A 23,848-nucleotide genomic window follows, 5' to 3' on the forward strand; every position below is an offset into this window, starting at 1 on the left:
TTTACTAGATTCTAAGTAATATTTAAAAGCTATGAAAGAAAAACAACTCGATCTGTCGAGAAGGCCTAGAAGATTTAGAGCTAGCAGGCAAATTCGCAGCTTACTTACAGAAACACAGCTGACAATAAGTAATCTGATTTGCCCCTTGTTTGTTCAGGAAAAAAAAGGTAAGGAAGAGATTGGCTCAATGCCTGGCATTTTCAGGTATTCTTTAGAAAACCTTTTAGAAGTCTGTTCGGAACTCCGAGAAAAGGGACTTAATGCTGTGGCTTTATTCCCATATGTTCCAAAAGAAAAAAAGGATGATAGTGGCTCTCTCGCTTTGGATCCAGAAGGATTAATCCCAAAAGCAGTTTCGGCAATCAAAAAAAACATTCCTGAGCTTCTTGTTATCACAGACATTGCATTAGATCCCTATACGACCCATGGCCATGATGGATTATGGAATGAGCACTTAGGCGATGTGGATAACGATGCGACTGTCGAAATATTAACAAAGATGGCGGTGATGCTTGGGAAAATGGGAGCTGATTTTGTAGCTCCTTCAGACATGATGGATGGAAGGGTCGGTCAAATAAGAAAAGCTCTCGATTCCGAAGGATTAACGAAAACAGGCATTCTTGCTTATTCAGCAAAATATGCTTCAGCCTTTTATGGACCATTTAGAGAAGCGGTTGGTTCTGCAAAAAAAAGGGGATATTATCTTGATAAAATGACCTACCAACTCAATCCTTCCAATAGGAGAGAAGCATGTTTAGAAGCATTACTCGATGAAAAAGAGGGTGCCGATATCCTCATGGTTAAGCCAGCTGGACCCTATCTTGATATTATATATCAAATCAGACAAAATACCCTTTTACCCGTAGCAGCCTACCAGGTATCGGGAGAGTATTCGGCTATTGTAGCTGCTGGCTTAAACGGTTGGCTAGATCCTAAAAAAGCTGCTATTGAATCGTTAATAGCTATTAAACGGGCGGGGGCTGATATGATATTAACTTATTTCGCTCAATCATTGGCAAAAGATCCTTCTTTTAATCTTTAGTTTGGAATGTATGGAAAATTTTGGTCGGTTTGCAAACAAAGACTTAGCGTTGGAAGCTTTTCAGGATTTTTCGGAGTTTGCTAGAACTCAATTCAAAGCTCATCCTGAATGGGAAGAGTGGCTGAAAAGTCCTGAAATTTCTGATCCTACCCATTACCGAGGTCTTGGAAGACTTAAAATCGATTGGGAAGAACTGGCAAATTGTTCTTTAAACTTAGAAAATCGTATAGACGCTTTGAAAAAGTTGAAACAAAGGGAAATTCTCCGAATCGGTTTTTTCGATTTTGCCCTTGTATGGAGTCTGGAAGAAGTATTAAAGGCTCTTTCTTTGCTTGCTGATTTTTCCATAGAGATCATTTTGGATCTGGCAAAAGCACAATTGGGATTTCCAGCCTTTCCTTTTGCTATTTTATCGATGGGAAAATTGGGTGGAAAGGAACTCAATTACAGTTCAGATATTGATCTCTTATTCCTTCATAATGAGTCTAATGGCCATCATGATATGGCAAATCGACTGGGGAAAAAAATCGTTCAGCTCTTCTCAATGGCTTATGGCGGTTTCTATAGAATAGATCTCCGACTAAGGCCTGATGGGAATAGTGGGATACTTGTTCCATCGATCAAATATTGTGAATACTATTATTCGGCTTTGGGTGAGAGTTGGGAAAGAATGGCTTTGATTAAAGCAAGAAAATCGGCTGGAGACAGTGCCTTGGCTTATGAATTTGAAATTCTTCGTTCCCTATTTTCTTTCCCCAGGCATATCACTGAGGAAATGTTTGAAGAGGTTTTTGAAATAAAGTCGAGGATAGAAAAAGAACTTTTGGATGAATCTACCAAAAAAAGAAATATCAAACTTGGAGAAGGTGGAATTCGAGAAATAGAGTTTATTGCCCAGTCCTTTCAAGTGGTATATGGAGCACGCTATCCCATTCTTCAGAGTAGGTCTACCCTTGAAACTCTGGAAGCATTGACTGAATGCCAACTAATTCCAAGAAAGGAAATGGAAGCACTTAAATTAGCTTATTATTTTTTTAGACAAGTGGAAAACAGACTGCAAATGGTTGCGGATCTTCAGACACACTTGATTCCTGAAAATATTGTTCAAAAAAAAGCTATTGCTTCCTCTTTGGGTTTGGAGCTTGAGCCCTTTGAAGAGAAACTAGAAACATATCGAATGACTGTTCGAAAGTTGTTTTCATCAATTTTCCCACTTTCAAAAGAAAAAGGAGAATCTATCTTTCATTTTGAAATCTTTCCTGATCCTCAAAAAGCCTATAAAGACATTCAATCTTTATTGGATAGTGATCCGATCAAACCATCCGCACGTGTTTCGAAATCTTTAAAAAGGCTCTATCCAATCCTAGAAGAGACATTGAAAAAAACTGTAGATCCAAATCTTTGTTTAAGCCGATTTGTGCAGTTCGCAGAAAAGTATGGAACAAAGGCGATGCTTTTCGAATCCTTCGCATCAAGCCCTAAGGCACTGGAACTGCTTTTGCGGCTTTTTGATTCGAGTTCTTTTTTTACGGAAATTCTTTTGTCGCAACCAGACTTGTTTGAGGAAATATGCCGAAGCGATGGGCTTTATACAAAGAAGACAGTCGAGGAATTTTTCAACGAATTGGGCCGGATCGAAAAAGATCACCGGACCAAATACCGCCTTTATAGAAAAGGGGAACTTTTCAGGATATTTTTGAGAGACATTCTTGGAATTGCTTCTCTTATTGACATAGAAGAGGAATATACGGCACTTGCCGAAGCTATTCTTAAGCATGCATGCAATCTTTGTCATGCTCAGTCTAACGCAATCATTGGAGTAGGAAGGTTTGGAGGAAGAGAACTTGGATATGGTTCGGACCTGGATTGTCTCTTTATAGGGAATAATTTGAATGGAGCTTTGGAACTGAATCGTTTTCTTTCTGAAATGCTACCAAGTGGCATTCTCTACAATTTTGATTTTAGGTTAAGGCCTCATGGAGAAGGTCCCATTGTACTCGAAGAGGAAATGTATGAACATTACTACCGTTCTGTAGCCATGTTTTGGGAAATTCAAGCGTTACATAGAGCTCGCTTTGTTTGTGGAAACGAAGAATATGGAAGGAGATTTATCCGGTTTGTTGACGACTTGTGGGTAGATTGGAGTAGGAGAATCCCATGGAAGGAATTTTTTGAATTACGCGAGAAGATTCAAAAGGAAAGGGACAGTTCTGTACCTGTTGAATGCCGGATCAAAACAGCACCAGGGGGCCTTATGGATATTGAGCTTGGACTCCAGATTTGGCTAATGGGTAAGCAAATACGAGAACCAAGCATGTGGAAAGCTTTTTTACTATTGGAAAAAGAGGAGGGACATACTGCTCGGTTAGCTAGAGAGGGCTATGTCTTTCTTAGGCGAATAGAATCGGTTATGAGACGAGAAAGAAATAGCCCAATATCGGTATTGCCTATAGATGAAGCAGCAAGAGAAAAACTAGCTCGGATGCTTGGCTTTGATTCCAAAGCCAAGTTTATGGAAGCCTATTTCACGACTCTTGAATCAAATCGATTGGTGTTTGAGAAATTAACTTCTCAAAAGCCTCCTTAGCAGCTCGAAGTTCAGCTTCTTTCTTGCTTTTCCCGGATCCTTTACCTAAAACTTGATTCTTCCAAAGAACCTCCACTTCATACCATTTGTTATGTGCTTCTCCACTTTCCATAACAATTCGGTAGACGGGTAGTTCCATTCCCTTTTTTTGTAAAAATTCCTGCAACAAGCCTTTTGAATTTTCATATTCTAAAAAAGCAGAAGGGTCTTTGTGTAATTCTAAAAATAATGGCGAGAACAGTTGGAAGACGAAGGACTTTGTCTTTTCCCACCCCCCATCAAGATACAAGGCTCCTATAACTGATTCTAGGGCATTAGCCAGATTCGAAGGTTTTGTTCTCCCTTGATTTTTTTCTTCCCCTTTTCCCAGCCTTAAATATTTACCGATTCCCAAAGAAGAGGACAATGGAGAAAGAACTTTGCGGCTTACCAATTTTGCCCTGAGTTTGGTTAGTTTTCCTTCATCAAAAGAGGGAAAAATTTCATAAAGCTTTTCAGTGATCGCAAGCCCCAAGACAGCATCTCCTAAAAATTCTAATCTTTGGAAATCTTTGCCGGTCGTTTTCATCGATTCAACAAAGTAGGAAGGATGTGTTAAAGCTTCTTCCAGTAATTGATTATTTCTGAATGTATGACCGAGTCTTTCTTCTAATTCCGCAAGATACATCGATGCTAGGATTGTTTTTTTGTGATTAGTTGCTTTTATATTTTTTCATTGGCTCTAGGATGACAACGGAGATGAATCTCTTTAAGATATTTTAAATTCACATGAGTATAAATTTGCGTGGTTGCTATGTTCGCATGACCAAGCAGTTCTTGGATAATCCTTAGATTGGCTCCGTTTTCTAAAAGATGGCTTGCAAAGGTGTGTCGAAAAAGATGAGGATAAACCTTTTTATCAACACCAGCCTGATTAGCATACTGGATAACCAACTGCCGGATTCTTGATCGAGTTAAGGGTTTACCAATGCGACTTAGGAAAATTTCACCCCCAGACTTCTTTTTCACAAAAAAGTTTCTTCCTTTTAAAATATATACATCCAAAGCTTCTTTTGCACATTTTCCTACAGGAATGGCTCTTTCTTTGTTCCCTTTTCCTAAAACCCTTATTTGAGAACGTTCTGGGCTGTAAGCTTCTAACTTCAAGCTAATGAGTTCAGAAACCCTAAGACCCGAACTGTAAAGAAGCTCTAAAATGGCTTTATCTCTCCATCCTAAAGGATTGTTAGGAAATTCTAAATTAAGAATTTTTTCAATTTCTTTCTTTGTTAAAAACTGCGGCAATCGAGATTGGATAGAGGGGAGTTCTTTTTTGTACAGTGGATTTTCCTTAATCTCATTTCGGTCTTTGAAAAATTGAAAAAAATGACGAAGGGCAATAATTATAATTTTTATGGAACTCTGAGACAGTCCCTTTTTACTCTCTTCTTTCAAAAACTGTTCCACATGACAGCTTTGGATTTTTTGAAGGGTTAGTTGTTGAATAGCAGCCCAAAAGGCGAATTTTTCTAAAACTTGTCTGTAGAGTAGTTGCGTATTTACCGAGTGGCTTTTTTCTATAGCAAGATAGGCTAGAACTTTTTCTATTTTTTCATTCCACCTATCGATAACCGTATTTTGTTTCACAGTTTTTACTCTAAGAGTTTAACGACCCTAGTGTTTGTGGATCTCTTACGTCTACACAACTACCAGCTATTAAAAAGCCATAGAGTTTGCCATGTTGAGAGAACATTCTTAAAGCATCTGTCAGTTCATATTCTCCGCGGGGGGAAAGACAAAGGCTTTCCATAAAGTCGAAAATCTTTGGGCTTATTAAATAGATGCCTGCGTTGTAAAAGGCTCCTTTAGAAAGAGCAGGGTCTTGAGGTTTTTCTATAATATCAATAATTTGACCATCAGAATCAAGAAAGACAGCTCCTCCCTTGGAGAGGTCGTTTCCATCAGTCAATCCCACAAGCCCATCCCCTTTATATGCGCGAATCATTCGACCATATTCTCTACAGTCGCCTAAGAGAATGTCTCCATAAGACAAAAAGAAAGGTTCATTTGAGATCAAATCCTTAGCAACAAGTGGGGCTTTGCCTGTCCCATCTTGCTTCTTTTGAAATCGGTAATCAATCTTTATGCCCAAAAATTGACCATCTTTAAAATATTCCAGAATTTTTTCTGCTTTGTAGCCAACGACAATACAAAAATGTTCGACTTTCGCTTCCTGATGCAGTCCCCGAATAATCCATTCTAATATGGGCTTTCCTTTAACCATAAGCATCGGTTTAGGCACGTCATGGGTTAACGATCCCATTCGGGTCCCTTTACCGGCTGCCAGAATAATCGCTTTCATTACCACTTTTTTTCTTCAAGAAAAGCCTTTAATTGCTGACAAGCTTTCCCACGATGACTAATCATATCTTTTTGTTGTTCAGTCAGTTCTGCCATTGTTAAAGAATATCCTTGAGGAATAAAAATAGAATCGTATCCAAATCCTCCATGCCCTTTTGGTTCCGTTGCTATTATGCCATAACAAAAAGCAGTCGTTTCAAAAAGGATTTTTTTTTGTTTGACTAAGACCAACGAGCAAACAAATCTTGCAGTCCTATCTAAGGATTTTGCACTCTGGAGATTGCGAAGTAGTTTTGCAATGTTTTCTTCGCTATTGGCCTTTTCTCCTGCATATCGGCTTGAGCGAACCTCCGGTTCGCCCTTAAGAGAGTTAACTTCTAAACCAGAGTCATCTGAGACAACTAGACCACTATATACGTCAGACAATGCCATGGCTTTAAGCCGTGCATTTTCTAAGTAGCTTGTGAAAGATTCTGGAGGAAAATGTCGTCTGAGCTCCTCAGGCGGTAGGACAACAACATTTGGGTATAGGAGTCGAGAAAATTCCTTCCATTTGTATAGGTTCGAAGAAGCTAAAAGGATTTTATTCATGGTTAAAAAATCTTTTCCTTTCTTGTTTCTATCATCATAATATAGTCATATATTTTCTTTAGTCCTTTTACACATAAACGTATATTATAGAAAAAAATAACATTCTTAAAAGAATTATCTCTAAATCTTATTATAATAGATTCTCAATTAAGATGTTATTCAAAAATACTGATATAAAGATATTTGTCTATGGAACATTGAGAAAAGGGCAATGTAGGAATTCTATTTTGAGTTGCTGTGAGTTTATAGGATTAGGTACTTTATATCATTTCGTTATGTATGATCTGGGAGAATATCCTGCTATTATTCCTGGAAATGGAAAAGTTAAGGGAGAACTCTATATTGTTAATAGAAAAATCTTGAAAGAACTCGATTATCTTGAGGGAGTTCCTTTTTTGTTTAAAAGAGAAAAGGTAAGTATAAGCTTGTTAAGCTCTGAATATCATCAATTGGAAGCTTATGCATATGTATATTGTAATGAGATACAAAACAAACCATTAATCAAACATGGAGATTGGATAATATATCAAAATAGTCCTACATAAATATGGGTTGAATATATTCCACAAAAATGTATTCTTAAAAAGATATGTGTTCTATATATTTTCTCTTTTATTCTTTTTTATTCGCATTGTCAACAATAATTTCAAGAATACAGGCAGGCTTCATCAGACTATGAGCGTTTTTACTCTTTTTTCTGAATAATAATTTATTTATTACATTCTAAAACATGATAGTTATACTAAACTCTTCTTTTTTATTTGCTGCCTTTTTTCTGTCCGATTCGCTTCCAACTCAAAGATCCTAACGCTTTTTCCTAGAAGACCCTTTCTTCACTGTCTCTTACACATTTCTCTCTGCTCTAGCCTTAGGATTTGTTTCTTTACTTTGCTTTGGTTCTTTTTCGAGTCCAAAAGCCTTGCTGTTGACTTTTCTATTTCCTCTGGCTTTCCCCTTTGCTTTTCTTTCTGCAAGATCTCCTGTTGGTCTTTCCTTGCGGCTACTGCTTTTGCTCTCATATAATAATGGTTGAAATGGGAGCGGGCAATAGAGTTGGTCCATCAACGCTTCGATTCTCTCCGAGGCTATCTCTCCAAAAATTTGTTCACCCCCATTCCAAATACTCCTCCAGCCATTGTCCCAATTTCAGGAAAGAGCAGTGAACATAAGCTCGCTCCTGCTAACCCACCAAGACTGCTTCTCATCAGAATAAACAATCGTTATTGCTATTGCCATGCCAATCTAGTTATAAATAGATAGGGCGAACATCTATTCGCCGAAGAAGTTTGGTGCGCTGATTGGTTAGAGCCTAAACAGGTAGCAATGATTACCGTCTAGAAGGGTGTTGCTTGCCTAACGGACTCCGACAAACCGGCGGTATTCCCCCTCCGAGGACTTCCTTGCGGGGGATCAATCAAAAGACACGACGAGACCGTCGCACCAGTTTGCATACAAAAGTCTCAAGCTCTGGGCAAAAGGAGGATCTGAAGGATCAGTGGGAAGCGCTGGAACGGTTCTGCCTGGCACAAGGCAATACGGTGGCTGAACGGCTTGGGGATTGAAAGCAGCGGACTAAACTACAAGAGAAAGAATTTTTTCACGTCTGATGGAGCTGGAGGAATGGGCCGAGATCTCCGGGATCGTTGTCGCCACAAGGACCGGCTGGTCCGGTTCGGTTTTGAATGGCCCCTAGAAGTCTTGCTTCTCTCTTAGGACTAAACTTCCCGTCATGAACGGGCAAGTCCCTCTTTCCACAGGAAGAGATGCCCAAAGAGCTCCTTGTGATCCTTCCCTACTTTCCCAAGCCCTCTTTTCGGTTTACTCAAATACAAAAGAAAAGACCAGGGAGCAATAGGGAAAGCCAATGAGGCCGGATAAGACGATGTGCCGAACGATCCCGAGCAGAAAGCCTGCCTGCTCAACCGGAAGAAGCGCAAGATGCTATAGGATCTCTGCCTTCGCTCCGCAGCCGAAAAAGAGCGGTTTCTCGCCTCTTTCTTTGGCTTGAACCGCTTCGTGGAAAGCCTCGGCGAACGCGGAGAGCGGGACAAGCTTGTGACGGAAGACCATGCTAGTCCAAACGGGTTGCAGGACCGGATATGGAAGCGGGCGCTCCAGGATGCCTACGAGACGGTTGATAAGTGGCTGTTCGTCTCCTTGGCGGTGATCGGTTCGAAGATCTGCCGCAGGGAAGGAAGGACAGAAACCAAAAAGCGATTTACCTTTTAGACGCTGCGTTCTGCCAGGCGAATCTCCCTGCTTCTGCGAGGAGAAGCCGTCGAGGCCTCAGCCTTTCCGGTTTCCTGGGAAAGGTAAGTGCCATTCTCCTGTGACTGCGCAGGGACTTACGAAAGCTCATCGGAAGGCTGCCAAGAAATGATCGAGCCGCTCGGCGAGTTTCAACACCTGCATGTACCGGACCTTCGAGGAGAAGGGAGAGTACAGTATATCTCCCTCATGGGTCTTGAGAGCGGCAAGTCGGAGATTCGGGGCGACATCCGCCTCGTTCTGAACGAGAGGCGGGTGGAGATCCATTATTCAGCGGCAGTGAAGATTTCGAAGCGACGGGAAGGCGAAGCCGGTCTCTCCAAAGTCTTCACCGACGATCATGGGAAGCGGTATGAGAAAGGCTGCGGTGAGCTGCTCGTCCGGTTGTCTTGCGTTCACTAGGAGAAGGGAGAGAAGCGGGGCAGGCTTCAGGCGATCCGGGGAAATGCCAAGGGCTCGTTTAAGACCAGGTGGATCGGCAGAAACAACCTGAGCGGAGAAAAGCGCTGAATGCGGCTGCGCAAGATGCAGTCGAAAATCGAGCGGCAAATAAATACAAGCCTAAGCCTTCCTCTTACATTACGAAGACCTTCAGTACTTGTTTCTGAGGTCCTACATATAATATGGGAACGCTCAAAGTAAAAGCATTCCCGGTGCATCATCCAGATGCGGACCGAGGCGCTTCGGGAGCGAATCGAATTGCTGTTGACAGGGGGAGGTTCTCGACCAGAGAGAGGTCCATCCAGCCTATAGCTTTCTGGTTTTGTCCGCAATGTGGGTAGGTCAATCCGAAGAACAGCAGGGGGGATAAGTTTGTATGCCGGCATCGTTAGTTTATGAGCTGTGCGGATACGGTTGGCGCATACAACCTCAAGAAAAGGATCGGAGATCTGGAGATAGGTCTGTGGACGCCGAGGAACCGGCTGTATGCGATTCTTTTGGTGAGGTTTACCTATAATAGCGGACTACCGACGGATTGGGAAATCGATGAGAAGAACTGTTCCGGGGCGGACGACTCCAGCCAGAGCGGGAAGATATCCTCTTTGATTGTTAAGATGACACGTTAATTCTATCCCGCCCCCCGGAGAACGAAATAGGTTTGGCAGTCTTGAGACCTCTCGGTACAATACCAAGGCGAAAAGAACGAACTTGGGGTAGGTATAAGCAGGTCCCGAGTATGTTTTTAGGAACAGTGACTGAGTCTAAAAACTCTGGACAAAAGCCAAAACTAAAAGAATTTTCAGATTATGAAAATTGCAAATGTTTTATGGAGGAGCAATCAGCTTGACAGCAATCAATTTCCGTATAAAACTCAGAATATCTTGTGGAGCCTTTTCCCAGATGATGTTAAGATAGTAATATCCTGAACTTAATGCCTAGATGGGATTTGCACGGCATTATTGAAGGAGGGAGCTCCACAACCTTGCACATAAGAAAATTGCGCGGTTAGCTCAGTGGCAGAGCATCACCTTGACACGGTGGGGGTCACAGGTTCAAGTCCTGTACCGCGCAAGAAAAGAAGGACCTATTACTTTATTACCGATTTCGCCTCTTAGGTTGGGCATTGAGCAGCCCTTTAGCCGTTTCGGTGAGTCCCTGTTTCTAACGATCTTACTGCACTGCTTTCTTTATAGGCGAACTAGGCATATCCTGACCTTGGAAGAAATATGGCGCCAACACTATTGGCGTTTTTCTCAAAACTGCATGCCACGCACGCAGACAATTCTAATCTCATGGACTAATCTTTCTGATGAAAGAACCGTTATTCAGCGTTTGCAGAACGGTAGGAATGAAAAAAAATAGAATAGAAAGGAACTATTTTTCATCCCTTTTGTTTCTCCTTTTTAAAAAGGAGCTTAAAAGCCTCATCCTATGAAACCAACTCAAAAACTTCACGATTTAAGACAAAGCCTGTGGCTAGACAATATTTCTAGAGAAATGCTAGATAAAGGAGTGTTAAAAAAATACATCGATGAATATTCTGTTACCGGGTTGACTTCCAATCCAACGATCTTTGACCACGCTATTGCTAGATCTCATTTCTATGATCGCAGTATCCTTGAATATTCCCACAAAGGATTAGAAGGGGAAGAGTTGTTTTTCCAATTGGCAATAGAAGATCTAAGAAGAGCAGCCGACCTTTTTTCTCCAATCTATGAACGCACTTTTGGCAAAGATGGATGGGTTTCCTTAGAAGTTTCTCCTTTGTTGGCCTATGATGCTCAAAATACACTTTTAGAAGCACAAAGACTGCATCAGATGTTTCAAAGACCAAATCTTTTTATAAAAATTCCTGGTACAAAAGAAGGTTTGCCTGCAATTGAAAAGTCCATTTTCCAGGGTATTCCGATCAATGTGACTCTTCTTTTCACACCTCAACATTACTTAGAGGCTGCTGAGGCATACATGAGAGGACTTGAAAGAAGAATAGCTGAAGGACTTCCATTAGAAAATGTTTTTTCTGTAGCCTCCCTGTTTGTAAGTAGATGGGATAAGGCGACTATGAATAGGGTAGGGGATTCATTAAGAAATCAGTTGGGAATAGCCATTGCCAAAAAGACATATAAAGCTTATAGAGATGTTTTGGAATCGGAAAGGTGGAAGCAGCTTGCCCAGAAAAAAGCCAATGCTCAATTACTCTTATGGGCTAGCACAGGGACCAAAGATCCTCAAGCTTCAGATATTCTTTATGTTAAAAATCTGGTAGCCCCAGACACAATTAATACAATGCCAGAAGAAACCCTTTTGGCTTTTGCTGACCATGGGCAGATTGGAGAAGTTTTGCCTAGAGACGGCGGGAATGCTGATGAAATTATCGCTCAGTATCATCAGCAAGGAATTAGCGTTGATGAGTTAGGCCAGCAGCTACAAAAAGAAGGGGCTGAATCATTTGTCAATTCATGGAATGATCTTTTAAGTTCCCTAAAGAAAAAAGCTTCCTTGTTAAGAGCCTTTTAATGAATATCCCTTCAATGAATTTTCCTTACATATTTGTTGGAACTACTTTATCTCTGTTGCTATACTTTTATTCTTATGCATCCATCTATCCCTTTTCTTTTAAAATTGCAAGAGATGGATAAAAAGATTATTGAAAGACGCAAATTGCTATCCAAAATTCCAGTAGAAATCGAAAAAATCCAAAAGCAGTTTAAAATCGAAGAAGAGAAGGTTGCTCAAAATAAAAAGGAGCTTTTGCAGGTTGATTTATCTATAAAAGAGATGGAAGCCGAGATCGCTGGATTGAAATCAAAAATTAACCAGTATAAAATCCAACAGCTTTCAACGCGAAAGAATGAAGAATATCAAGCATTGTCTCATCAGATTGATCATGCCACCCAAAAAATTTCGGATTTAGAAGACAAAGTATTAGACTTGTTGGAGAAAAAGGAGAGGATCTCAAAAACGTATAAGGAAGCAGACATACAATTTCATCATTTAGCTTTAGAAGTAAAAAAGAAAACTGAAGCTCTTTCTACACAAAAGGAAAATTTTGAAAAGAGTCTTAGTCAATTATTGGAAGAAAGAAAAGCTTATATAAACCATCTAGAGCCTCATACTTTACAAATCTACCAGAGAATTGCTGCTTCAAAGCCTGGGACTGCAATTATGCCTGTCATTGATGAAACTTGTGGAGGCTGTCATATGCGAATGACAAAACAAGCCTATTTGAAAGTTAAGGCATCCGACGCACTTGTTTTCTGTGAATATTGTGGTAGAATTTTATTCTTTTCGGAGTAACTTTTGAGAATTACGATGAACACATCTCCAGAAAATATCAATCAACTGTTATCTGCAGCTTTAGCAAAAGTAGAAATTCCTGAAGTTCTAGTCAACATGGTTTCAAGAAGAGTCAGATTGCTTGCAAAAGGAGCAAAGCCTCTCATTGAAACTTCGCCCCATTGGAACCTCATGCAAATTGCTCTAAAAGAAATTGCCGAAGGAAGGCTGAGTTGGACACCCATCGAAGAAGCAACAGAGGAGAAAGCTCCAGGAGAATATCCAAAAGAAGAAAGCACGCCAATTAGCTTATCATAAGCTTCCAGAATATGGACAGAGACCTTGTTATCAACCGGAAAGCAAGGCGAGATTATAACATCATAAAGACCTTGGAAGCAGGAATAGTTCTTTTAGGATCCGAAGTGAAATCATTAAAAGAGGGGAAAGGAAGCTTGGAGGGAGCTTTTGCTAGGATAGAAAACGGGGAAGCTTTTCTGTATCAGATGAATATTTCCCCATATGAAAAAGCCCCCACTTATGCGCTAAGAGATCCGAAAACACCCAGGAAATTACTGCTTCATAAAAAAGAAATAGGAGAGCTTGCGGGTGCTATTTCTAGACAAGGCAGAACTATCGTGCCTTTAAAACTCTATTACCGTAGGGGCAAGATCAAGGTTCTTCTAGGGATCGCTTCGGGCAAAAGCCAAGTGGATAAAAGAGAGAAAATAAAAGAACAGGAATCTCAAAGAGAGATTAGCAGAATCCTAAAGAGAAGAAGAGAGGTGTAATTTTAATTATCTGCTTTTCTTGCATGGAGTTGTATTACTTCTATCCATTCTGAAGTTGTGGGAAGTATGGGTCCTATTTTTTGCATTTCTTATTTTAATGGAGCTGTACAGCAGCTTTAGATTCAGAAAATTCTATTTCTGATATCACGAACCAGATATTAGAAATTATTTTTTTAAGTTTGGTGTGTTATTTAAAATCCATGTATTTAACAATTAATGATATTCTTTTTAAAAATCTTTTTTTGTGTCTTCCTAATCTTTATCCAGCACGGAGTACATTCCTTTAGAAAAAGAAGCAATCCAAACATCTTAAATTATTTTATAAGATAGGCGACTATTAAAGAAAGCTATTCTATTTATCTTCTTACTCATTCTTCCTTTTTTCTATTTTATTCTAAAATTAATGATATTTGACAAAATTAAAAATAGCTTTAAAGTATTTTTAAAATTCACACTCCTAGTTCTTCGTCATATTCATTTCTATTTCAATTCGAAATTGTTTGTTTTATTCGTGACTTAAAGTTGGAGGTATATTATGATAAAATATTTACATCTATTTATATTTCTCTTATGGAGTTCATCTTATATAGCATATGGGACACCTTATTTTCTGAAAGATCTTGAAAAAATACTAACTATAAATAATTCTAAAAGCAACAATTGTTATGTTTTGCCTAATTGCAGTAATAATGAGGAGTATTTTCTATTATCAATCATTGATTCTAGGTATAATTCTTTTCTCAGTAATTTTGAAAGAAAATTTACTAGTAGATATAAATGTATACGACTCCCCAAAGAGGTTATTTCTTTAAATACAAGATATTATTATTTAGTGGACGACGTTGGAAACTATTGGAAAGTATGCATCACTGCGTTTAGCAACCATACTACTAAAGTATCTGCTGAGCTTTTTCGAGATACTCCTACAATTCGAGGTAATGTTTTTGCTGCAAGGGATTTTTGCTTATCTTTGAATGATATGGAAAAAATAAAGTACAGAGATATCATAAGAAATTTCTTCAATTTATCTGAAAATCAAATTGCTAACGTTTATCGGGGAGTGTGACACTCTCCATCTGCTAAAGCAGGCGAGCTTCTAGCTAGTAGGCACGACTTGTGGGCAGTCCTCGTTGGGAATCCACCGACGAACTGGTGGAGGTTGAAGCTATGCTTCAGCTAGACAACTTTGGCCCCTGTCCAGGCTACCACTGCCTCTCGACTGCCGATTGTTCATCCCAACAACCCTCCCTCGCAGAGGGCTGGATCGCAGATACATGATATGCATTGGAAATGGCACCGCCAGACCAAGGGCCAACGGGTGCAGGTTGACGCCTCCGACCACATCCCTGTGGTTCTGAAAGCCCCATTTCGGACCTCGCTCATTCCGTCCATTGGGCTTATTGACGATGGTCATCTTCCGCGAAGGACGCGATGTGGGTTTGCTCCCTCTTCTGTATCAAATAGTCTACCTCCTTGCCATATTCCCACTGGCTGATCCGCTGGTCATGATCGCACCCGCAGGAGCCGCGACGAACGCTATCCGGATTGTCTGCAAATATGGACTGAATTCCATGATACAGGCAGAAGTCCACGACCTTACGGATGCCTTGGATGGCGCAGGTCGAGATGCCTGCGTTTATAACGCAGTATGCACTTCGCTCTGGCTCGTCCGAGCTTGCGCAATCGCCGGCTGCCCTTCCTGCATCGGGACCGCTTTTTCTGGATTTCGCAAAGTTGCTTGCTGTACAACCGCTTGATGGTGCGCTAGCCTTGCCCGGAAACGACCAGGCTACCCCCCCCCATTGTTGGAGACTGCGGCAGTCTAGTGGATCCGACCAAGGTTCCCCAGCGCATGCCTTTCCGTGGTCCCTTGCGAGTCCGAAGCGAGTGCCGATTCAACCAGGGCTAGGTGCCATTCGTTGGACAGATCATTCCAGAGGATCAGGCAAGCGGATTTGCGCAAAAGCCAAGCGGGACGCGATAATATTAGAAACGACCCTCCTCGTCCCATAGAGAGAACGCTCCGCTTTTCCTCCATTCCCATTGCTTAGACCGGCTGCATCAGAGGGGAAATAGCGCTTGCCCTTATATGGATAGCGGATGGCTGCTGCAGCCTACGTGGTAGCTTTGTGGTATTCTCTATCTCCAGGTCATGGTGCATTCGTCTGGTAAGCCTCGAGATGCATGTCCTGGCAGACCATCCAGACCTTGGCCGCATCCATCTGGCCTTTTCGGATGATGGGAGCCTATCTTCTGGAGATACGCTTCAGGGATAGGAGGCGGATCCGTTCCATAGGTGTTATCTTCGCGCTATGACTGATCCATTGCAAACCGGAAAAACGCAATGGCCGCACTATCAGCTCGCCTATCCCTTCGTATGGATACTAAAATACTAACGCAGAATCCACTCAGGCGAGGTGGGGGTAGCCTGCAAGGCTCTTGATCGCTAAATGCTGGCGGCAGCACGGCTTTCGGCTGCCAGCATTGGAAAAGGACGTCGACCATGGGCATCGCTTCGTATCGGCCTCGCCTCGTTGAGCGACTTCAGCGATCGTGGGACTCCTCAAGAGTTACACGTTCCGCGTGGCTCTCGAGAACGGTTCCCGAAGCTCAAAAACATTGGGTATCGCCGGGAACATCTAAGGACGCAAGCCTATTATGTGGGAACAGCTGGGACCGTATCAGGGAAGTTACCCGCCGATTCATTGCGGAACGTCAAGGCAAATAGCTCTAATTCTTGAGTGCGGCGCTCTTATATAAAGACTTACAGTGTATAATTTAATCTAGTGTATAATTTAATCTAAAAGATTAGTGTAAGAAATGGCGGATATGGGTGAATAACATAGCCATATTATGATTATTAGCTGTGTCGATGACTTCTTTGTCTCTCACGCTTCCTCCTGGTTGAATCACTACAGATGCTCCTGCGGCTGCCGCAAGTTCCAATCCATCTGGAAAGGGGAAAAAGGCATCCGAAGCTATTGCGCTACCTTCCAAAGATATGCCTTCGCGTCTGGCTTTTTCAATAGCTATTCTTACCGCATCGACTCTTGAAGCCTGGCCTGATCCTATTGCTAATGTTTTATCGGAATCTGAAAAAACAACTGCGTTGGAGCGAGCATGTTTGACCACTTTAAGACCGAACATACACTTGTTGATTTCTTCTTGAGTTGGTTTCCTTAAACTAACAACTTCTATTTTATCTTGATCTAGAAGGATGGTGTCGGGTTCCTGAAGAAGATAAGAATTGCCAAAAAGGGAACGGATGACAAAACGAGGGAAGGGTAATTTTTCTAAGCAAACTTGAATTAGCCTCAAATTTTTTTTCTTTTGTAAAAGCTTCAATCCTTCGTCTTCGTATTCTGGAGCAATAACGACTTCAACAAAAATTTCTGAAAGGAGCCGTGCCAAAGAATAATCAAGTGGTTTGTTTATGGCAATCACTCCACCAAATGGTGATTCTCGGTCCGTTTCAAAGGCTTTAAGATAGGCATCTGTTACGGTATTTCCCATTCCCACCCCGCAGGGAGAAGTATGCTTAAAAATCGCAGCAACAGCTCTCTCCGCAGGAAATTCAAGTAAGGTTCTTACTGCTGCATCAATATCAAGAATATTGTTGTAAGAAAGATCTTTTCCTTGGAGTTGTTGAAAATAATTCCAAAAATCTCCATAAAGGGCAGCATGCTGATGAGGATTCTCTCCATATCTTAACGGAGAATAATCGTAGAGAGGGATGCTTGACTCCGGTGGGAACTGGCGGATATGAAACTTTTCTTGAAAAAAACGAGCTATCTGGCTGTCATAATAACTGGTTAAGTTAAAAGCCTTAAAAGCGAGTTTTTTGCGCAAGACTAACGAAGTCGAGCCCATAGTCTGCACTTGATGTATTACTTCAGAATAATCGGTGGGATCCACAACAACGGTAACATGCGGATAATTTTTTGCCGCACTTCTGGCCAGAGTACACCCTCCAATATCGATAAAATCCAATATTTCTTCCGTCGACAGCTCTTTTTTTATTGCGGTAGTAAAGGGATAAAAATTGACAATAACATATTGGATTTGAGGAATTCCTAGTTCAGCAACTTCCTTTAAATGTTGGGCTTCGTCTCTTTTGTAAAGAATGCCGGCATGAATTTTTGCATGTAACGTTTTGACCCTTCCCCCTAGAAGTTCAGGAAAGCCAGTGACATCCGATACTTCTTGAACAGGAATGTGAGCATTTTTTAAAAGTCGAGCTGTTCCACCTGTAGAAATAATGTCTATTCTAGCTTGGCTTAAAGCTCTAGCTAATTCGACGATTCCAGTTTTATCATACACTGAAATGAATGCAGTACTCATAAGGAGAAGAACTTTATAGAGTGAAAAATTATCTGTTCTTTTTACATTTCATTACCAATCGATTTGGTTATGAGATGTCTACTTCTAAACCGAAAAACATTATTCCATGTTTTTTTTAAAGCTTCCTTCGTAGAAATATATCGTTTTTCTAAAAGGGTACCATGCCGAATAGCCCGAAGAACGCCTTGGACAGAAAAATCGTCCGTTTCTACAATGGTTAATGCTGTGCCTATAACCTCCGCATCATGAGCGTCACTGGCAGAAATCATTGGAAGTCTTCTTTCTTTTGCATAAGCCATAGCTTTTTGATTGCATCTTTTAAAAGTGACAGCCGCATTAAAAACTTCTATCCCATCTAATGGAAGTTTGTCCAGAAATCGTTTACGGATTCCTGCACGAAAATAATCGAAAGGATGAGGAGCGACGGCAAGTCCTCCCATGGAATGAATAAGAGAGACGGCATCGATTGCAGGAATTCCTTTTAAGTCTGGTAATTTTATCCCAAGGGCTAGAAGATGGCCTTCTTTGGTGGTAATTTCTTGTCCAGGAAGAATCAGAAAATTATCAACAGGTAACCCGTCTTTTCTGATCAATCCGATTTGTTCCAAATAATCAATTCCGGCAGAAGTGTTATGATCGGTGAGAGCAAATCCGTTTAACCCCTTTTCTTTAGCAACGCGAACCAATGCTTCCGGTTCTGATACCCCATCTGCAGAAAATCTAGAGTGACAATGGAAATCAATTCGGTATTGCATATTTATACTACCATAACATATTTATTTTGTTCTGTTTACTTTTTTCTACTTCACTCTATCATCTACCCTGTCTCTACTATTTTAAAAAAGCGGATAGACAAATGACCCAACAAAACCCCGTGGGAAAACTGTTTGACAAAGTAGCCAGCAGATACGATTTTCTAAACCACTTTTTGAGTCTTGGGATCGATGTATTGTGGAGGAAAAGATTAGCCAAAAAAGTAGCTGATCTGAAACCTTCCTCATTACTGGATTTGGCAACAGGTAGCGGAGATCTTCTTTTGGCTATCCTAAAAAATTCTCCAACTATCCTTCGATATTATGGGGTGGATATTTCTCAAGAAATGCTCGCTCTTGCTAAAGAGAAAGGACTTGACAATCTTCTGATAGCTGATGCCTCTAGTCTGCCTTTTGTCGAATCGAGTTTTGATGTTGTTACTATTGCCTTTGGCCTTAGAAACTTCCAAGATCGAATGCTTGCTTTGAGAGAAATTTTTAGAGTATTGCGACCTGGTGGTACCCTCTACGTGTTGGAGTTTTCTAAGCCTACAGCTATTCTGAGACCTTTCTATTTGTTTTATCTGCAGAAACTCATACCGCAGCTTGCCTCTTTTGTAGGGGCTCCAAAAGATGCTTACATTTATCTGGCACAATCGATTTTAGACTTTCCCCAACCCAAAGAGCTTGTAGGCATTTTTCAGAACGCTGGATTCGACTGCTGCGGCTTTGTACCAATGACTTTTGGAATTGTTACGATTCATTGGGGGAAAAAACCAGAGACTGTTCTTAATAAATCAGCTTTAAAAACTTGATCGGCTTACCTGTAAGCAAAGCTATTTTTTCTATGATCTTTGGATTCTTGGTAATTTCATAAGATATCACACTAGAAACACAACGAAAAAAAGCGGTTTGTTTCTCTTCGTTAATTGATACAAGCTCGCTGTAGGTTGCCAGAGGAGTTCCAACGGCTTCTTTCCATATAGCTTGGAGGGCCGCTGGATGATGCATCCTTTTTCTTTCTAGCCTTTTGAAAAGACTTTCAAAAAGACTTTCTCTATACCACTTTGCCCGCAATGAAGGATTGCTTGGAAGATCGAAAAATCGGTCATCATTTCCATCTTTACCATATCTCTCAAGAAACCTGTCATACAGTAAAGTTGGAGCTTTTCTAGAAAAAAACGTTGTTAAGGTTTCTTTAGAAAAAGCATTTGATTGCTGATGGGCTTTTAAAAATGAAGAAAGCGTATCAAACCAACAATCATTATAGTTCTTTTTATCGATCCGTAACACTGGAAATCCAGCTTCTATACCAGAAAGGATCTTTTGCTTCATTTTGTGTATTTTTTGGAATGGCCTTTATATAGGCCTATGTAATCCATTGTTTTAGGTTAGTGTACTTGACCATTTTCAGTCGTTCTTTTACTTATTAATTGCTTACAAGCACTCTTCATTCTACCCAATACATAATAAACAGTTTGACTCCTTACCCTGAAGAGCTCTCCACCAACAATTTTGCTTATAAAGGTACTTGGTATATTGACAATTTGCTGTGGCAAGGAACCACTTAAGCCCTGACAAAGAATGGAAGTCATGGCTTTTGTCAGAGTTTGGACATGAGGGCCTAAATGCATCCGAAAATAGACCTTACCTTCTTCATCGGAAATAAGATAGACACCCACCATATCGGTGCATTCTTCATCTTTTCGAACATCAGTAAGAACATAGGATTCGTCTTCTTTTGGAGAAAATTGAGGAGCAGCTTCGCTATAAGCAATTAGCATTTCTCGTCTTTCTTCTTCTCCTAAAACTTCGAAAGTAGAAATAATGTCTTTTAAAGCTTTTGGTAATTCTTCCATTTTTAAGTTAATTTAATTATAAGGTCTTATCTTTCAATGGGAGCTCCTACACGATTACCCCATTCTGTCCAGGAGCCATCGTAATTTTTTACATTTTTATGGCCCAGAAGATAGGTTAAAACAAACCATGTGTGGCTCGATCGCTCGCCTATCCTACAATAGACAATTGTCTCCTTGTCATCTGAAATCCCACATTCTTGTTCGTAAATCTTCGAAAGCTCTTCTGCAGATTTGAAAGTACCGTCTTCGTTGACTGCGGTTTTCCATGGTACGTTTTTGGCCCCAGGGATATGCCCACCTCTTAATGCCCCTTCCTGTGGATATTCAGGCATATGGAGAAGCTCTCCAGTATATTCGCCTGGAGAACGGACATCAATAAGTGGTCCTTTCTTTTCTTTGCAAAAGCGCAAGACTTCGTCATAAAAGGCCCTGATTTCCGAGTCATGTCGAGTCAATGGAACAGGATATTCTGTTTTAGGGAATGTCGGCTTTTCTTTTGTGAGTGGTCTTCCTTCTTTTATCCATTTGTCTCTCCCTCCGTTGAGAATCTTCACAGCGGTATGACCAAATAGTTGAAATACCCAAAGAGAGTAACACGCCCACCAATTGGACTTATCACCATAGAAAATACAGATTGTTTGGGGGCTTATCCCTTTGTCGCTGCAGAGTTTTGCAAATTTTTCAGGAGAGATATAATCTCTAATTAATGGATCGTTTAGATCCGCTCTCCAATCAATATTGACAGCGTTAGGGATGTGACCAGTATCGTAGAGAAGAGGATCTTCATTACTTTCAATTATTCTAATTGTCGGATCGTTAAGATGATCCTGTAGCCAGCTAGTTTCAACTAAAACTTCAGAATGAGCATAGGTTTTTTTCATAGGGTTTCTTTAAATACAGAATAAAATACAAAAAGAGAGGGAAAAAGAAAATAGAAAATCAGGAGTATAGTCTTATGTAACCTTCTTTTTGTAAGTTCAGTCTTTTTAGCCAAGCCAGATCGGTTTCTAGTTGAACATTGTTTTGAGTAAGCAGTTTCTCTCCAATAAAAATAGAGTTGACACCGGCTATATAACATAAAGTCTGTATGGACTCATCGAGCAATTTTCTACCGGCTGCCAGTCTAATCCGAGAGGTAGGGAAAAGAATCCTTGCCGTAGCAATTATTCTAACCAGATCGATATAGGAAAAATTGCTTTGAGCATATAGGGGTGTCCCTTTTATTGGCATATAGACATTGATAGGAACGCTTTCTGGAGGTTCTGGTAAGGTCTTCAGATAATAGAGCATCTCCAGTCGATCCTTTAAACTTTCTCCCATTCCTATGATCCCTCCAGAACAGAGTTTTAGCCCTACCTTTTGAACTATTTCTATAGTTTGGAGTCTTTCTTGAAAACTGTGTGTGGTAGCTATTTTAGGATAGTAATTAGGACCAGTATTCAAATTATGGTTATATACGGAGAGTCCTGATTCCTTCAGCATTAAAGCCGCTTTTTCTGTCAAAAATCCCAGGGAAAGGCATAATTCTAGGCCCAAAGAACTTATTTTAGAAATAATTTTGCAGATCTGCTTTGTTTTTAATTCTTCATGAGATAAGCCTTTCCAAGCTGCCCCCAGACAAAATCGAGTCGCTCCATTTTCCTTAGCTTTCTTTCCAGCTTCAAAAACTGCCTCTTCATCAAGCAAACTACTTTTCTCAATTGCGGTACGATAATGGGCACTCTGAGCACAATATTTGCAATCTTCACTGCAACCTCCACTCTTGATATTAAGAAGCTGGCAAAACTGCAGATCATTCTTCCCAAATGCTTTTTTGGCTTGCAATGCCTGCTGGATTAGATCCTCAAGAGGTTGTGAATATATTTGCTCGATCGTATGATAGTCGTTCATGGATCTCAACAATAGTCGATCTTCTTTTTAACAACAATGTTTTCCATTGGGTTAGCAAAAAAGAAAAAAATATGAATCTAAACAAAAAAATAAATTTTTTTCTTCTTGTAGTGCCCTCATGCTTATGAAACCCATTTCAAAATTCATTGGATTATGAAGGGAGGGAGAACTTTATTTGCTCCTTTCTGAACCAATAGTTATATTGATTTTTCCTGTATGCTAATATTCCGCCGTTATCCTCTTTGGATAGGCCTTCTCCTCCTCTGGATTCTTTTAATCCTTCTAGGTATTACCTTTGGCATTTGTGGTCTTATTGCTTTGTTTTGGGGAGTTTCAGCCAGAATATCGATGGGCAAAAACATGGTTCGTAACGGAGCGATAAAAATAGAAGAAAATGTTAAGTCTCTTTCTGACTTGAAAGATTGGACAGAAGGAAATTCCTTTAATCTCGTTATTGCCAACTCTCTTTCGGCATTTAATGGTGTGGAAGGTGGATTATGGGATGGAGAAAAGGGTTTTATTGCCTATAGCTATCCAACGTATGAAGGTTCCTTAAAGCTCGATGTTCCTGCGGCAGAAAAGAATCGAATCGTAACTTTGGCATTGGAATCACTAAAAAAAAAGGAATCTCTATTTAAACGGTTCGACGGCACAAGAGAAACTATGCTCCTTTATGTTACACCTTTAGAATCAAAGAAGGGAAAAACCGTTGTATGGACAATGACTCGAGTGCCAATCCGTCTGGTATCAGACTACGAAAAATTAGCCGTTTTTTTATCTTCCTTATTAATTTTTTCTCTTTTACTTGGCATATTTGGTTTGCGGATTCTCCATGCCTGGTCAAGAGAAATTGCACGAATCGAACAAATCATTGCTTCCACTCCTCCTGACCAAATCCCTTCTTTGGTTGCTACTGGATTTGATGAACTGGACAAACTTGTAGCTACCTTAATCAATGCGAAGAAAAACCTCATTGATGAAAAAAATAGAAAAGAAGAATTAATGCATAAGCTGTTAAAAAATGAGCGAATAGTCGCTTTGGGAAGAATGGCAGCCATGTTGGCTCATGAACTTCGCAACCCTCTAGCTACCATTCAGCTTGAAGCTGAAAACGCTTTAGAAACAGATGGCACGATGAACAAAGAAGGCATATATCGCATATTGGATCAAGTGGCTCGCATGGGCAAGCTGCTCGAAAGCATTGTCCTGTTGTCTCATGCTGGTGAAATTATGCCACAGCTAATCGATCTATCCGTTTGGATTCAATCTCAGATCCAAAAATATGGGCTCCTTGCAAACAAATGCGAAGTAGAGTTGAGAGTTGTTCCTTGTGAAGGAAATTGGGTTTTTGATCCCAACAGTATGGCAAGAGCCTTTGAAAATCTTCTCCAAAATAGCCTAGAGCATACTCCAAAAGGAGGATGGATTGAAGTTGCTCTAGAAAGAAAAGACAATTCACTCTGTCTGTCTGTTGAAGATTCAGGAAAGGGTATTGAGGAAGACCTTCTGGAGTCGATTTTCGAGCCCTTTTTTACGAAGAAAAGCAGTGGTTTTGGCCTTGGACTTTCGATTGTAAAAGAGATTGTCGAAGCTCATAATGGACGGATAGAATATAAAAAGGGAAGGGAAGGGGGAGCTCGTTTCGAAATTTATTTACCAAGTAGTACTTAGGC

24 protein-coding genes and 1 tRNA gene are annotated in these 23,848 nt (G+C 40.5%); 15 read left to right on the forward strand and 10 right to left on the reverse strand.

Annotated elements, in window-relative coordinates; translation table 11 throughout:
* Positions 1 to 31: 31 nt before the first annotated feature.
* Positions 32 to 1,042, forward strand: a complete 1,011-nt coding sequence (gene hemB, locus QOL44_RS05915) for a porphobilinogen synthase (protein WP_009058587.1) — start codon at positions 32 to 34, stop codon at positions 1,040 to 1,042.
* Positions 1,043 to 1,052: 10 nt separating this feature from the next.
* Entirely contained in the window at positions 1,053 to 3,629 is a 2,577-nt protein-coding gene (locus QOL44_RS05920; protein WP_009058585.1) for a [protein-PII] uridylyltransferase family protein, read from the forward strand.
* Here QOL44_RS05920 and rnc read toward each other — a convergent pair.
* The 4 genes from rnc to QOL44_RS05940 are packed head-to-tail and all read right to left on the reverse strand — an operon-like array spanning position 3,568 to position 6,560.
* Positions 3,568 to 4,296 (reverse strand): ribonuclease III, encoded by a 729-nt coding sequence (gene rnc / locus QOL44_RS05925; RefSeq protein WP_009058583.1) that lies wholly within the window; start codon positions 4,294 to 4,296, stop codon positions 3,568 to 3,570. The two genes, QOL44_RS05920 and rnc, sit on opposite strands and share 62 nt — an antisense overlap.
* 35 nt (positions 4,297 to 4,331) lie before the next feature.
* Positions 4,332 to 5,255, reverse strand: coding sequence for a tyrosine recombinase (locus QOL44_RS05930; protein WP_009058581.1), 924 nt, complete (start codon positions 5,253 to 5,255; stop codon positions 4,332 to 4,334).
* A gap of 10 nt (positions 5,256 to 5,265) precedes the next feature.
* Positions 5,266 to 5,970 carry a sugar phosphate nucleotidyltransferase gene (locus tag QOL44_RS05935; RefSeq protein WP_009058579.1) on the reverse strand — a complete coding sequence of 235 codons (705 nt, stop codon included), beginning with the start codon at positions 5,968 to 5,970 and terminating at the stop codon, positions 5,266 to 5,268.
* Positions 5,970 to 6,560, reverse strand: coding sequence for a non-canonical purine NTP pyrophosphatase (locus tag QOL44_RS05940; protein WP_009058577.1), 591 nt, complete (start codon positions 6,558 to 6,560; stop codon positions 5,970 to 5,972). The genes QOL44_RS05935 and QOL44_RS05940 overlap by 1 nt, the downstream gene beginning before the upstream one ends.
* A gap of 152 nt (positions 6,561 to 6,712) precedes the next feature.
* Here QOL44_RS05940 and QOL44_RS05945 point away from each other — a divergent pair, with 152 nt between their 5' ends.
* The 11 genes from QOL44_RS05945 (at position 6,713) to QOL44_RS05995 (ending at position 16,074) form a co-directional block, all read left to right on the forward strand.
* Complete coding sequence (locus QOL44_RS05945) at positions 6,713 to 7,105, forward strand: gamma-glutamylcyclotransferase family protein (protein ID WP_009058575.1); 393 nt, start codon at positions 6,713 to 6,715, stop codon at positions 7,103 to 7,105.
* A 1,184-nt stretch (positions 7,106 to 8,289) separates the two neighbouring features.
* Positions 8,290 to 8,415 (forward strand): hypothetical protein, encoded by a 126-nt coding sequence (locus QOL44_RS05950; RefSeq protein WP_283401161.1) that lies wholly within the window; start codon positions 8,290 to 8,292, stop codon positions 8,413 to 8,415.
* A 521-nt stretch (positions 8,416 to 8,936) separates the two neighbouring features.
* Positions 8,937 to 9,230, forward strand: a complete 294-nt coding sequence (locus QOL44_RS05955) for a hypothetical protein (protein ID WP_045086630.1) — start codon at positions 8,937 to 8,939, stop codon at positions 9,228 to 9,230.
* Positions 9,231 to 10,268: 1,038 nt separating this feature from the next.
* Positions 10,269 to 10,340: transfer RNA gene (locus QOL44_RS05960), tRNA-Val, on the forward strand.
* A 360-nt stretch (positions 10,341 to 10,700) separates the two neighbouring features.
* A complete protein-coding gene (gene tal, locus QOL44_RS05965) occupies positions 10,701 to 11,786 on the forward strand; it encodes a transaldolase (RefSeq protein ID WP_009058566.1) in 1,086 nt (361 codons plus the stop codon).
* Between the two features lie 75 nt (positions 11,787 to 11,861).
* Entirely contained in the window at positions 11,862 to 12,566 is a 705-nt protein-coding gene (locus tag QOL44_RS05970; RefSeq protein ID WP_009058565.1) for a zinc ribbon domain-containing protein, read from the forward strand.
* A gap of 15 nt (positions 12,567 to 12,581) precedes the next feature.
* A complete protein-coding gene (locus QOL44_RS05975; protein ID WP_009058564.1) occupies positions 12,582 to 12,863 on the forward strand; it encodes a DNA-directed RNA polymerase subunit omega in 282 nt (93 codons plus the stop codon).
* Positions 12,864 to 12,874: 11 nt separating this feature from the next.
* The gene (gene smpB, locus QOL44_RS05980; RefSeq protein WP_009058563.1) at positions 12,875 to 13,333 is read left to right on the forward strand and encodes an SsrA-binding protein SmpB; all 459 of its coding nucleotides are present in this window, start codon (positions 12,875 to 12,877) and stop codon (positions 13,331 to 13,333) included.
* Between the two features lie 535 nt (positions 13,334 to 13,868).
* Positions 13,869 to 14,399, forward strand: a complete 531-nt coding sequence (locus QOL44_RS05985; RefSeq protein ID WP_009058562.1) for a hypothetical protein — start codon at positions 13,869 to 13,871, stop codon at positions 14,397 to 14,399.
* Between the two features lie 367 nt (positions 14,400 to 14,766).
* Positions 14,767 to 15,090 (forward strand): hypothetical protein, encoded by a 324-nt coding sequence (locus QOL44_RS05990; protein ID WP_283401162.1) that lies wholly within the window; start codon positions 14,767 to 14,769, stop codon positions 15,088 to 15,090.
* Positions 15,091 to 15,783: 693 nt separating this feature from the next.
* A complete protein-coding gene (locus QOL44_RS05995) occupies positions 15,784 to 16,074 on the forward strand; it encodes a hypothetical protein (protein ID WP_134391490.1) in 291 nt (96 codons plus the stop codon).
* A gap of 67 nt (positions 16,075 to 16,141) precedes the next feature.
* On the opposite strand, the gene purH is transcribed toward QOL44_RS05995, so the two are convergent.
* Positions 16,142 to 17,674, reverse strand: coding sequence for a bifunctional phosphoribosylaminoimidazolecarboxamide formyltransferase/IMP cyclohydrolase (gene purH / locus QOL44_RS06000; protein ID WP_009058551.1), 1,533 nt, complete (start codon positions 17,672 to 17,674; stop codon positions 16,142 to 16,144).
* Positions 17,675 to 17,715: 41 nt separating this feature from the next.
* Complete coding sequence (locus QOL44_RS06005; RefSeq protein ID WP_009058548.1) at positions 17,716 to 18,429, reverse strand: CehA/McbA family metallohydrolase; 714 nt, start codon at positions 18,427 to 18,429, stop codon at positions 17,716 to 17,718.
* A 101-nt stretch (positions 18,430 to 18,530) separates the two neighbouring features.
* Here QOL44_RS06005 and ubiE point away from each other — a divergent pair, with 101 nt between their 5' ends.
* Positions 18,531 to 19,241, forward strand: coding sequence for a bifunctional demethylmenaquinone methyltransferase/2-methoxy-6-polyprenyl-1,4-benzoquinol methylase UbiE (gene ubiE / locus QOL44_RS06010; RefSeq protein WP_009058546.1), 711 nt, complete (start codon positions 18,531 to 18,533; stop codon positions 19,239 to 19,241).
* Here the strand turns inward: ubiE and QOL44_RS06015 are convergent.
* Genes QOL44_RS06015 through bioB form a run of 4 tightly spaced genes read right to left on the reverse strand, consistent with a single transcriptional unit; the run spans position 19,216 to position 22,175 of the window.
* Positions 19,216 to 19,761: a DUF721 domain-containing protein gene (locus QOL44_RS06015; RefSeq protein ID WP_009058544.1), complete on the reverse strand. Its 546-nt coding sequence runs from the start codon at positions 19,759 to 19,761 to the stop codon at positions 19,216 to 19,218. The genes ubiE and QOL44_RS06015 overlap by 26 nt on opposite strands.
* A 56-nt stretch (positions 19,762 to 19,817) precedes the next feature.
* Positions 19,818 to 20,285, reverse strand: coding sequence for a SufE family protein (locus QOL44_RS06020; protein ID WP_009058542.1), 468 nt, complete (start codon positions 20,283 to 20,285; stop codon positions 19,818 to 19,820).
* A 26-nt stretch (positions 20,286 to 20,311) separates the two neighbouring features.
* Positions 20,312 to 21,166, reverse strand: coding sequence for a sulfurtransferase (locus QOL44_RS06025; RefSeq protein ID WP_009058539.1), 855 nt, complete (start codon positions 21,164 to 21,166; stop codon positions 20,312 to 20,314).
* A gap of 58 nt (positions 21,167 to 21,224) precedes the next feature.
* Positions 21,225 to 22,175 (reverse strand): biotin synthase BioB, encoded by a 951-nt coding sequence (bioB, locus tag QOL44_RS06030; protein WP_009058538.1) that lies wholly within the window; start codon positions 22,173 to 22,175, stop codon positions 21,225 to 21,227.
* A 216-nt stretch (positions 22,176 to 22,391) separates the two neighbouring features.
* On the opposite strand from bioB, the gene QOL44_RS06035 reads away from it, so the two are divergent.
* Positions 22,392 to 23,846: a sensor histidine kinase gene (locus QOL44_RS06035; protein ID WP_009058536.1), complete on the forward strand. Its 1,455-nt coding sequence runs from the start codon at positions 22,392 to 22,394 to the stop codon at positions 23,844 to 23,846.
* Positions 23,847 to 23,848: the final 2 nt, after the last annotated feature.

This window comes from Candidatus Methylacidiphilum fumarolicum, from assembly GCF_949774925.1.
Lineage (GTDB): Bacteria > Verrucomicrobiota > Verrucomicrobiia > Methylacidiphilales > Methylacidiphilaceae > Methylacidiphilum > Methylacidiphilum fumarolicum.

What these genes read in the sequence shown, in the direction of transcription:
- hemB (WP_009058587.1), top strand. Translation starts at nt 32, where the DNA reads ATGAAAGAAAAACAACTCGATCTGTCGAGAAGGCCTAGAAGATTTAGA.
- QOL44_RS05920 (WP_009058585.1), top strand. Translation starts at nt 1,053, where the DNA reads ATGGAAAATTTTGGTCGGTTTGCAAACAAAGACTTAGCGTTGGAAGCT.
- rnc (WP_009058583.1), bottom strand. Translation starts at nt 4,296, where the DNA reads ATGTATCTTGCGGAATTAGAAGAAAGACTCGGTCATACATTCAGAAAT.
- QOL44_RS05935 (WP_009058579.1), bottom strand. Translation starts at nt 5,970, where the DNA reads ATGAAAGCGATTATTCTGGCAGCCGGTAAAGGGACCCGAATGGGATCG.
- QOL44_RS05940 (WP_009058577.1), bottom strand. Translation starts at nt 6,560, where the DNA reads ATGAATAAAATCCTTTTAGCTTCTTCGAACCTATACAAATGGAAGGAA.
- QOL44_RS05945 (WP_009058575.1), top strand. Translation starts at nt 6,713, where the DNA reads ATGTTATTCAAAAATACTGATATAAAGATATTTGTCTATGGAACATTG.
- QOL44_RS05950 (WP_283401161.1), top strand. Translation starts at nt 8,290, where the DNA reads ATGAACGGGCAAGTCCCTCTTTCCACAGGAAGAGATGCCCAAAGAGCT.
- QOL44_RS05955 (WP_045086630.1), top strand. Translation starts at nt 8,937, where the DNA reads ATGATCGAGCCGCTCGGCGAGTTTCAACACCTGCATGTACCGGACCTT.
- tal (WP_009058566.1), top strand. Translation starts at nt 10,701, where the DNA reads ATGAAACCAACTCAAAAACTTCACGATTTAAGACAAAGCCTGTGGCTA.
- QOL44_RS05970 (WP_009058565.1), top strand. Translation starts at nt 11,862, where the DNA reads ATGCATCCATCTATCCCTTTTCTTTTAAAATTGCAAGAGATGGATAAA.
- QOL44_RS05975 (WP_009058564.1), top strand. Translation starts at nt 12,582, where the DNA reads ATGAACACATCTCCAGAAAATATCAATCAACTGTTATCTGCAGCTTTA.
- smpB (WP_009058563.1), top strand. Translation starts at nt 12,875, where the DNA reads ATGGACAGAGACCTTGTTATCAACCGGAAAGCAAGGCGAGATTATAAC.
- QOL44_RS05985 (WP_009058562.1), top strand. Translation starts at nt 13,869, where the DNA reads ATGATAAAATATTTACATCTATTTATATTTCTCTTATGGAGTTCATCT.
- QOL44_RS05995 (WP_134391490.1), top strand. Translation starts at nt 15,784, where the DNA reads ATGCTGGCGGCAGCACGGCTTTCGGCTGCCAGCATTGGAAAAGGACGT.
- purH (WP_009058551.1), bottom strand. Translation starts at nt 17,674, where the DNA reads ATGAGTACTGCATTCATTTCAGTGTATGATAAAACTGGAATCGTCGAA.
- QOL44_RS06005 (WP_009058548.1), bottom strand. Translation starts at nt 18,429, where the DNA reads ATGCAATACCGAATTGATTTCCATTGTCACTCTAGATTTTCTGCAGAT.
- ubiE (WP_009058546.1), top strand. Translation starts at nt 18,531, where the DNA reads ATGACCCAACAAAACCCCGTGGGAAAACTGTTTGACAAAGTAGCCAGC.
- QOL44_RS06015 (WP_009058544.1), bottom strand. Translation starts at nt 19,761, where the DNA reads ATGAAGCAAAAGATCCTTTCTGGTATAGAAGCTGGATTTCCAGTGTTA.
- QOL44_RS06020 (WP_009058542.1), bottom strand. Translation starts at nt 20,285, where the DNA reads ATGGAAGAATTACCAAAAGCTTTAAAAGACATTATTTCTACTTTCGAA.
- QOL44_RS06025 (WP_009058539.1), bottom strand. Translation starts at nt 21,166, where the DNA reads ATGAAAAAAACCTATGCTCATTCTGAAGTTTTAGTTGAAACTAGCTGG.
- bioB (WP_009058538.1), bottom strand. Translation starts at nt 22,175, where the DNA reads ATGAACGACTATCATACGATCGAGCAAATATATTCACAACCTCTTGAG.
- QOL44_RS06035 (WP_009058536.1), top strand. Translation starts at nt 22,392, where the DNA reads ATGCTAATATTCCGCCGTTATCCTCTTTGGATAGGCCTTCTCCTCCTC.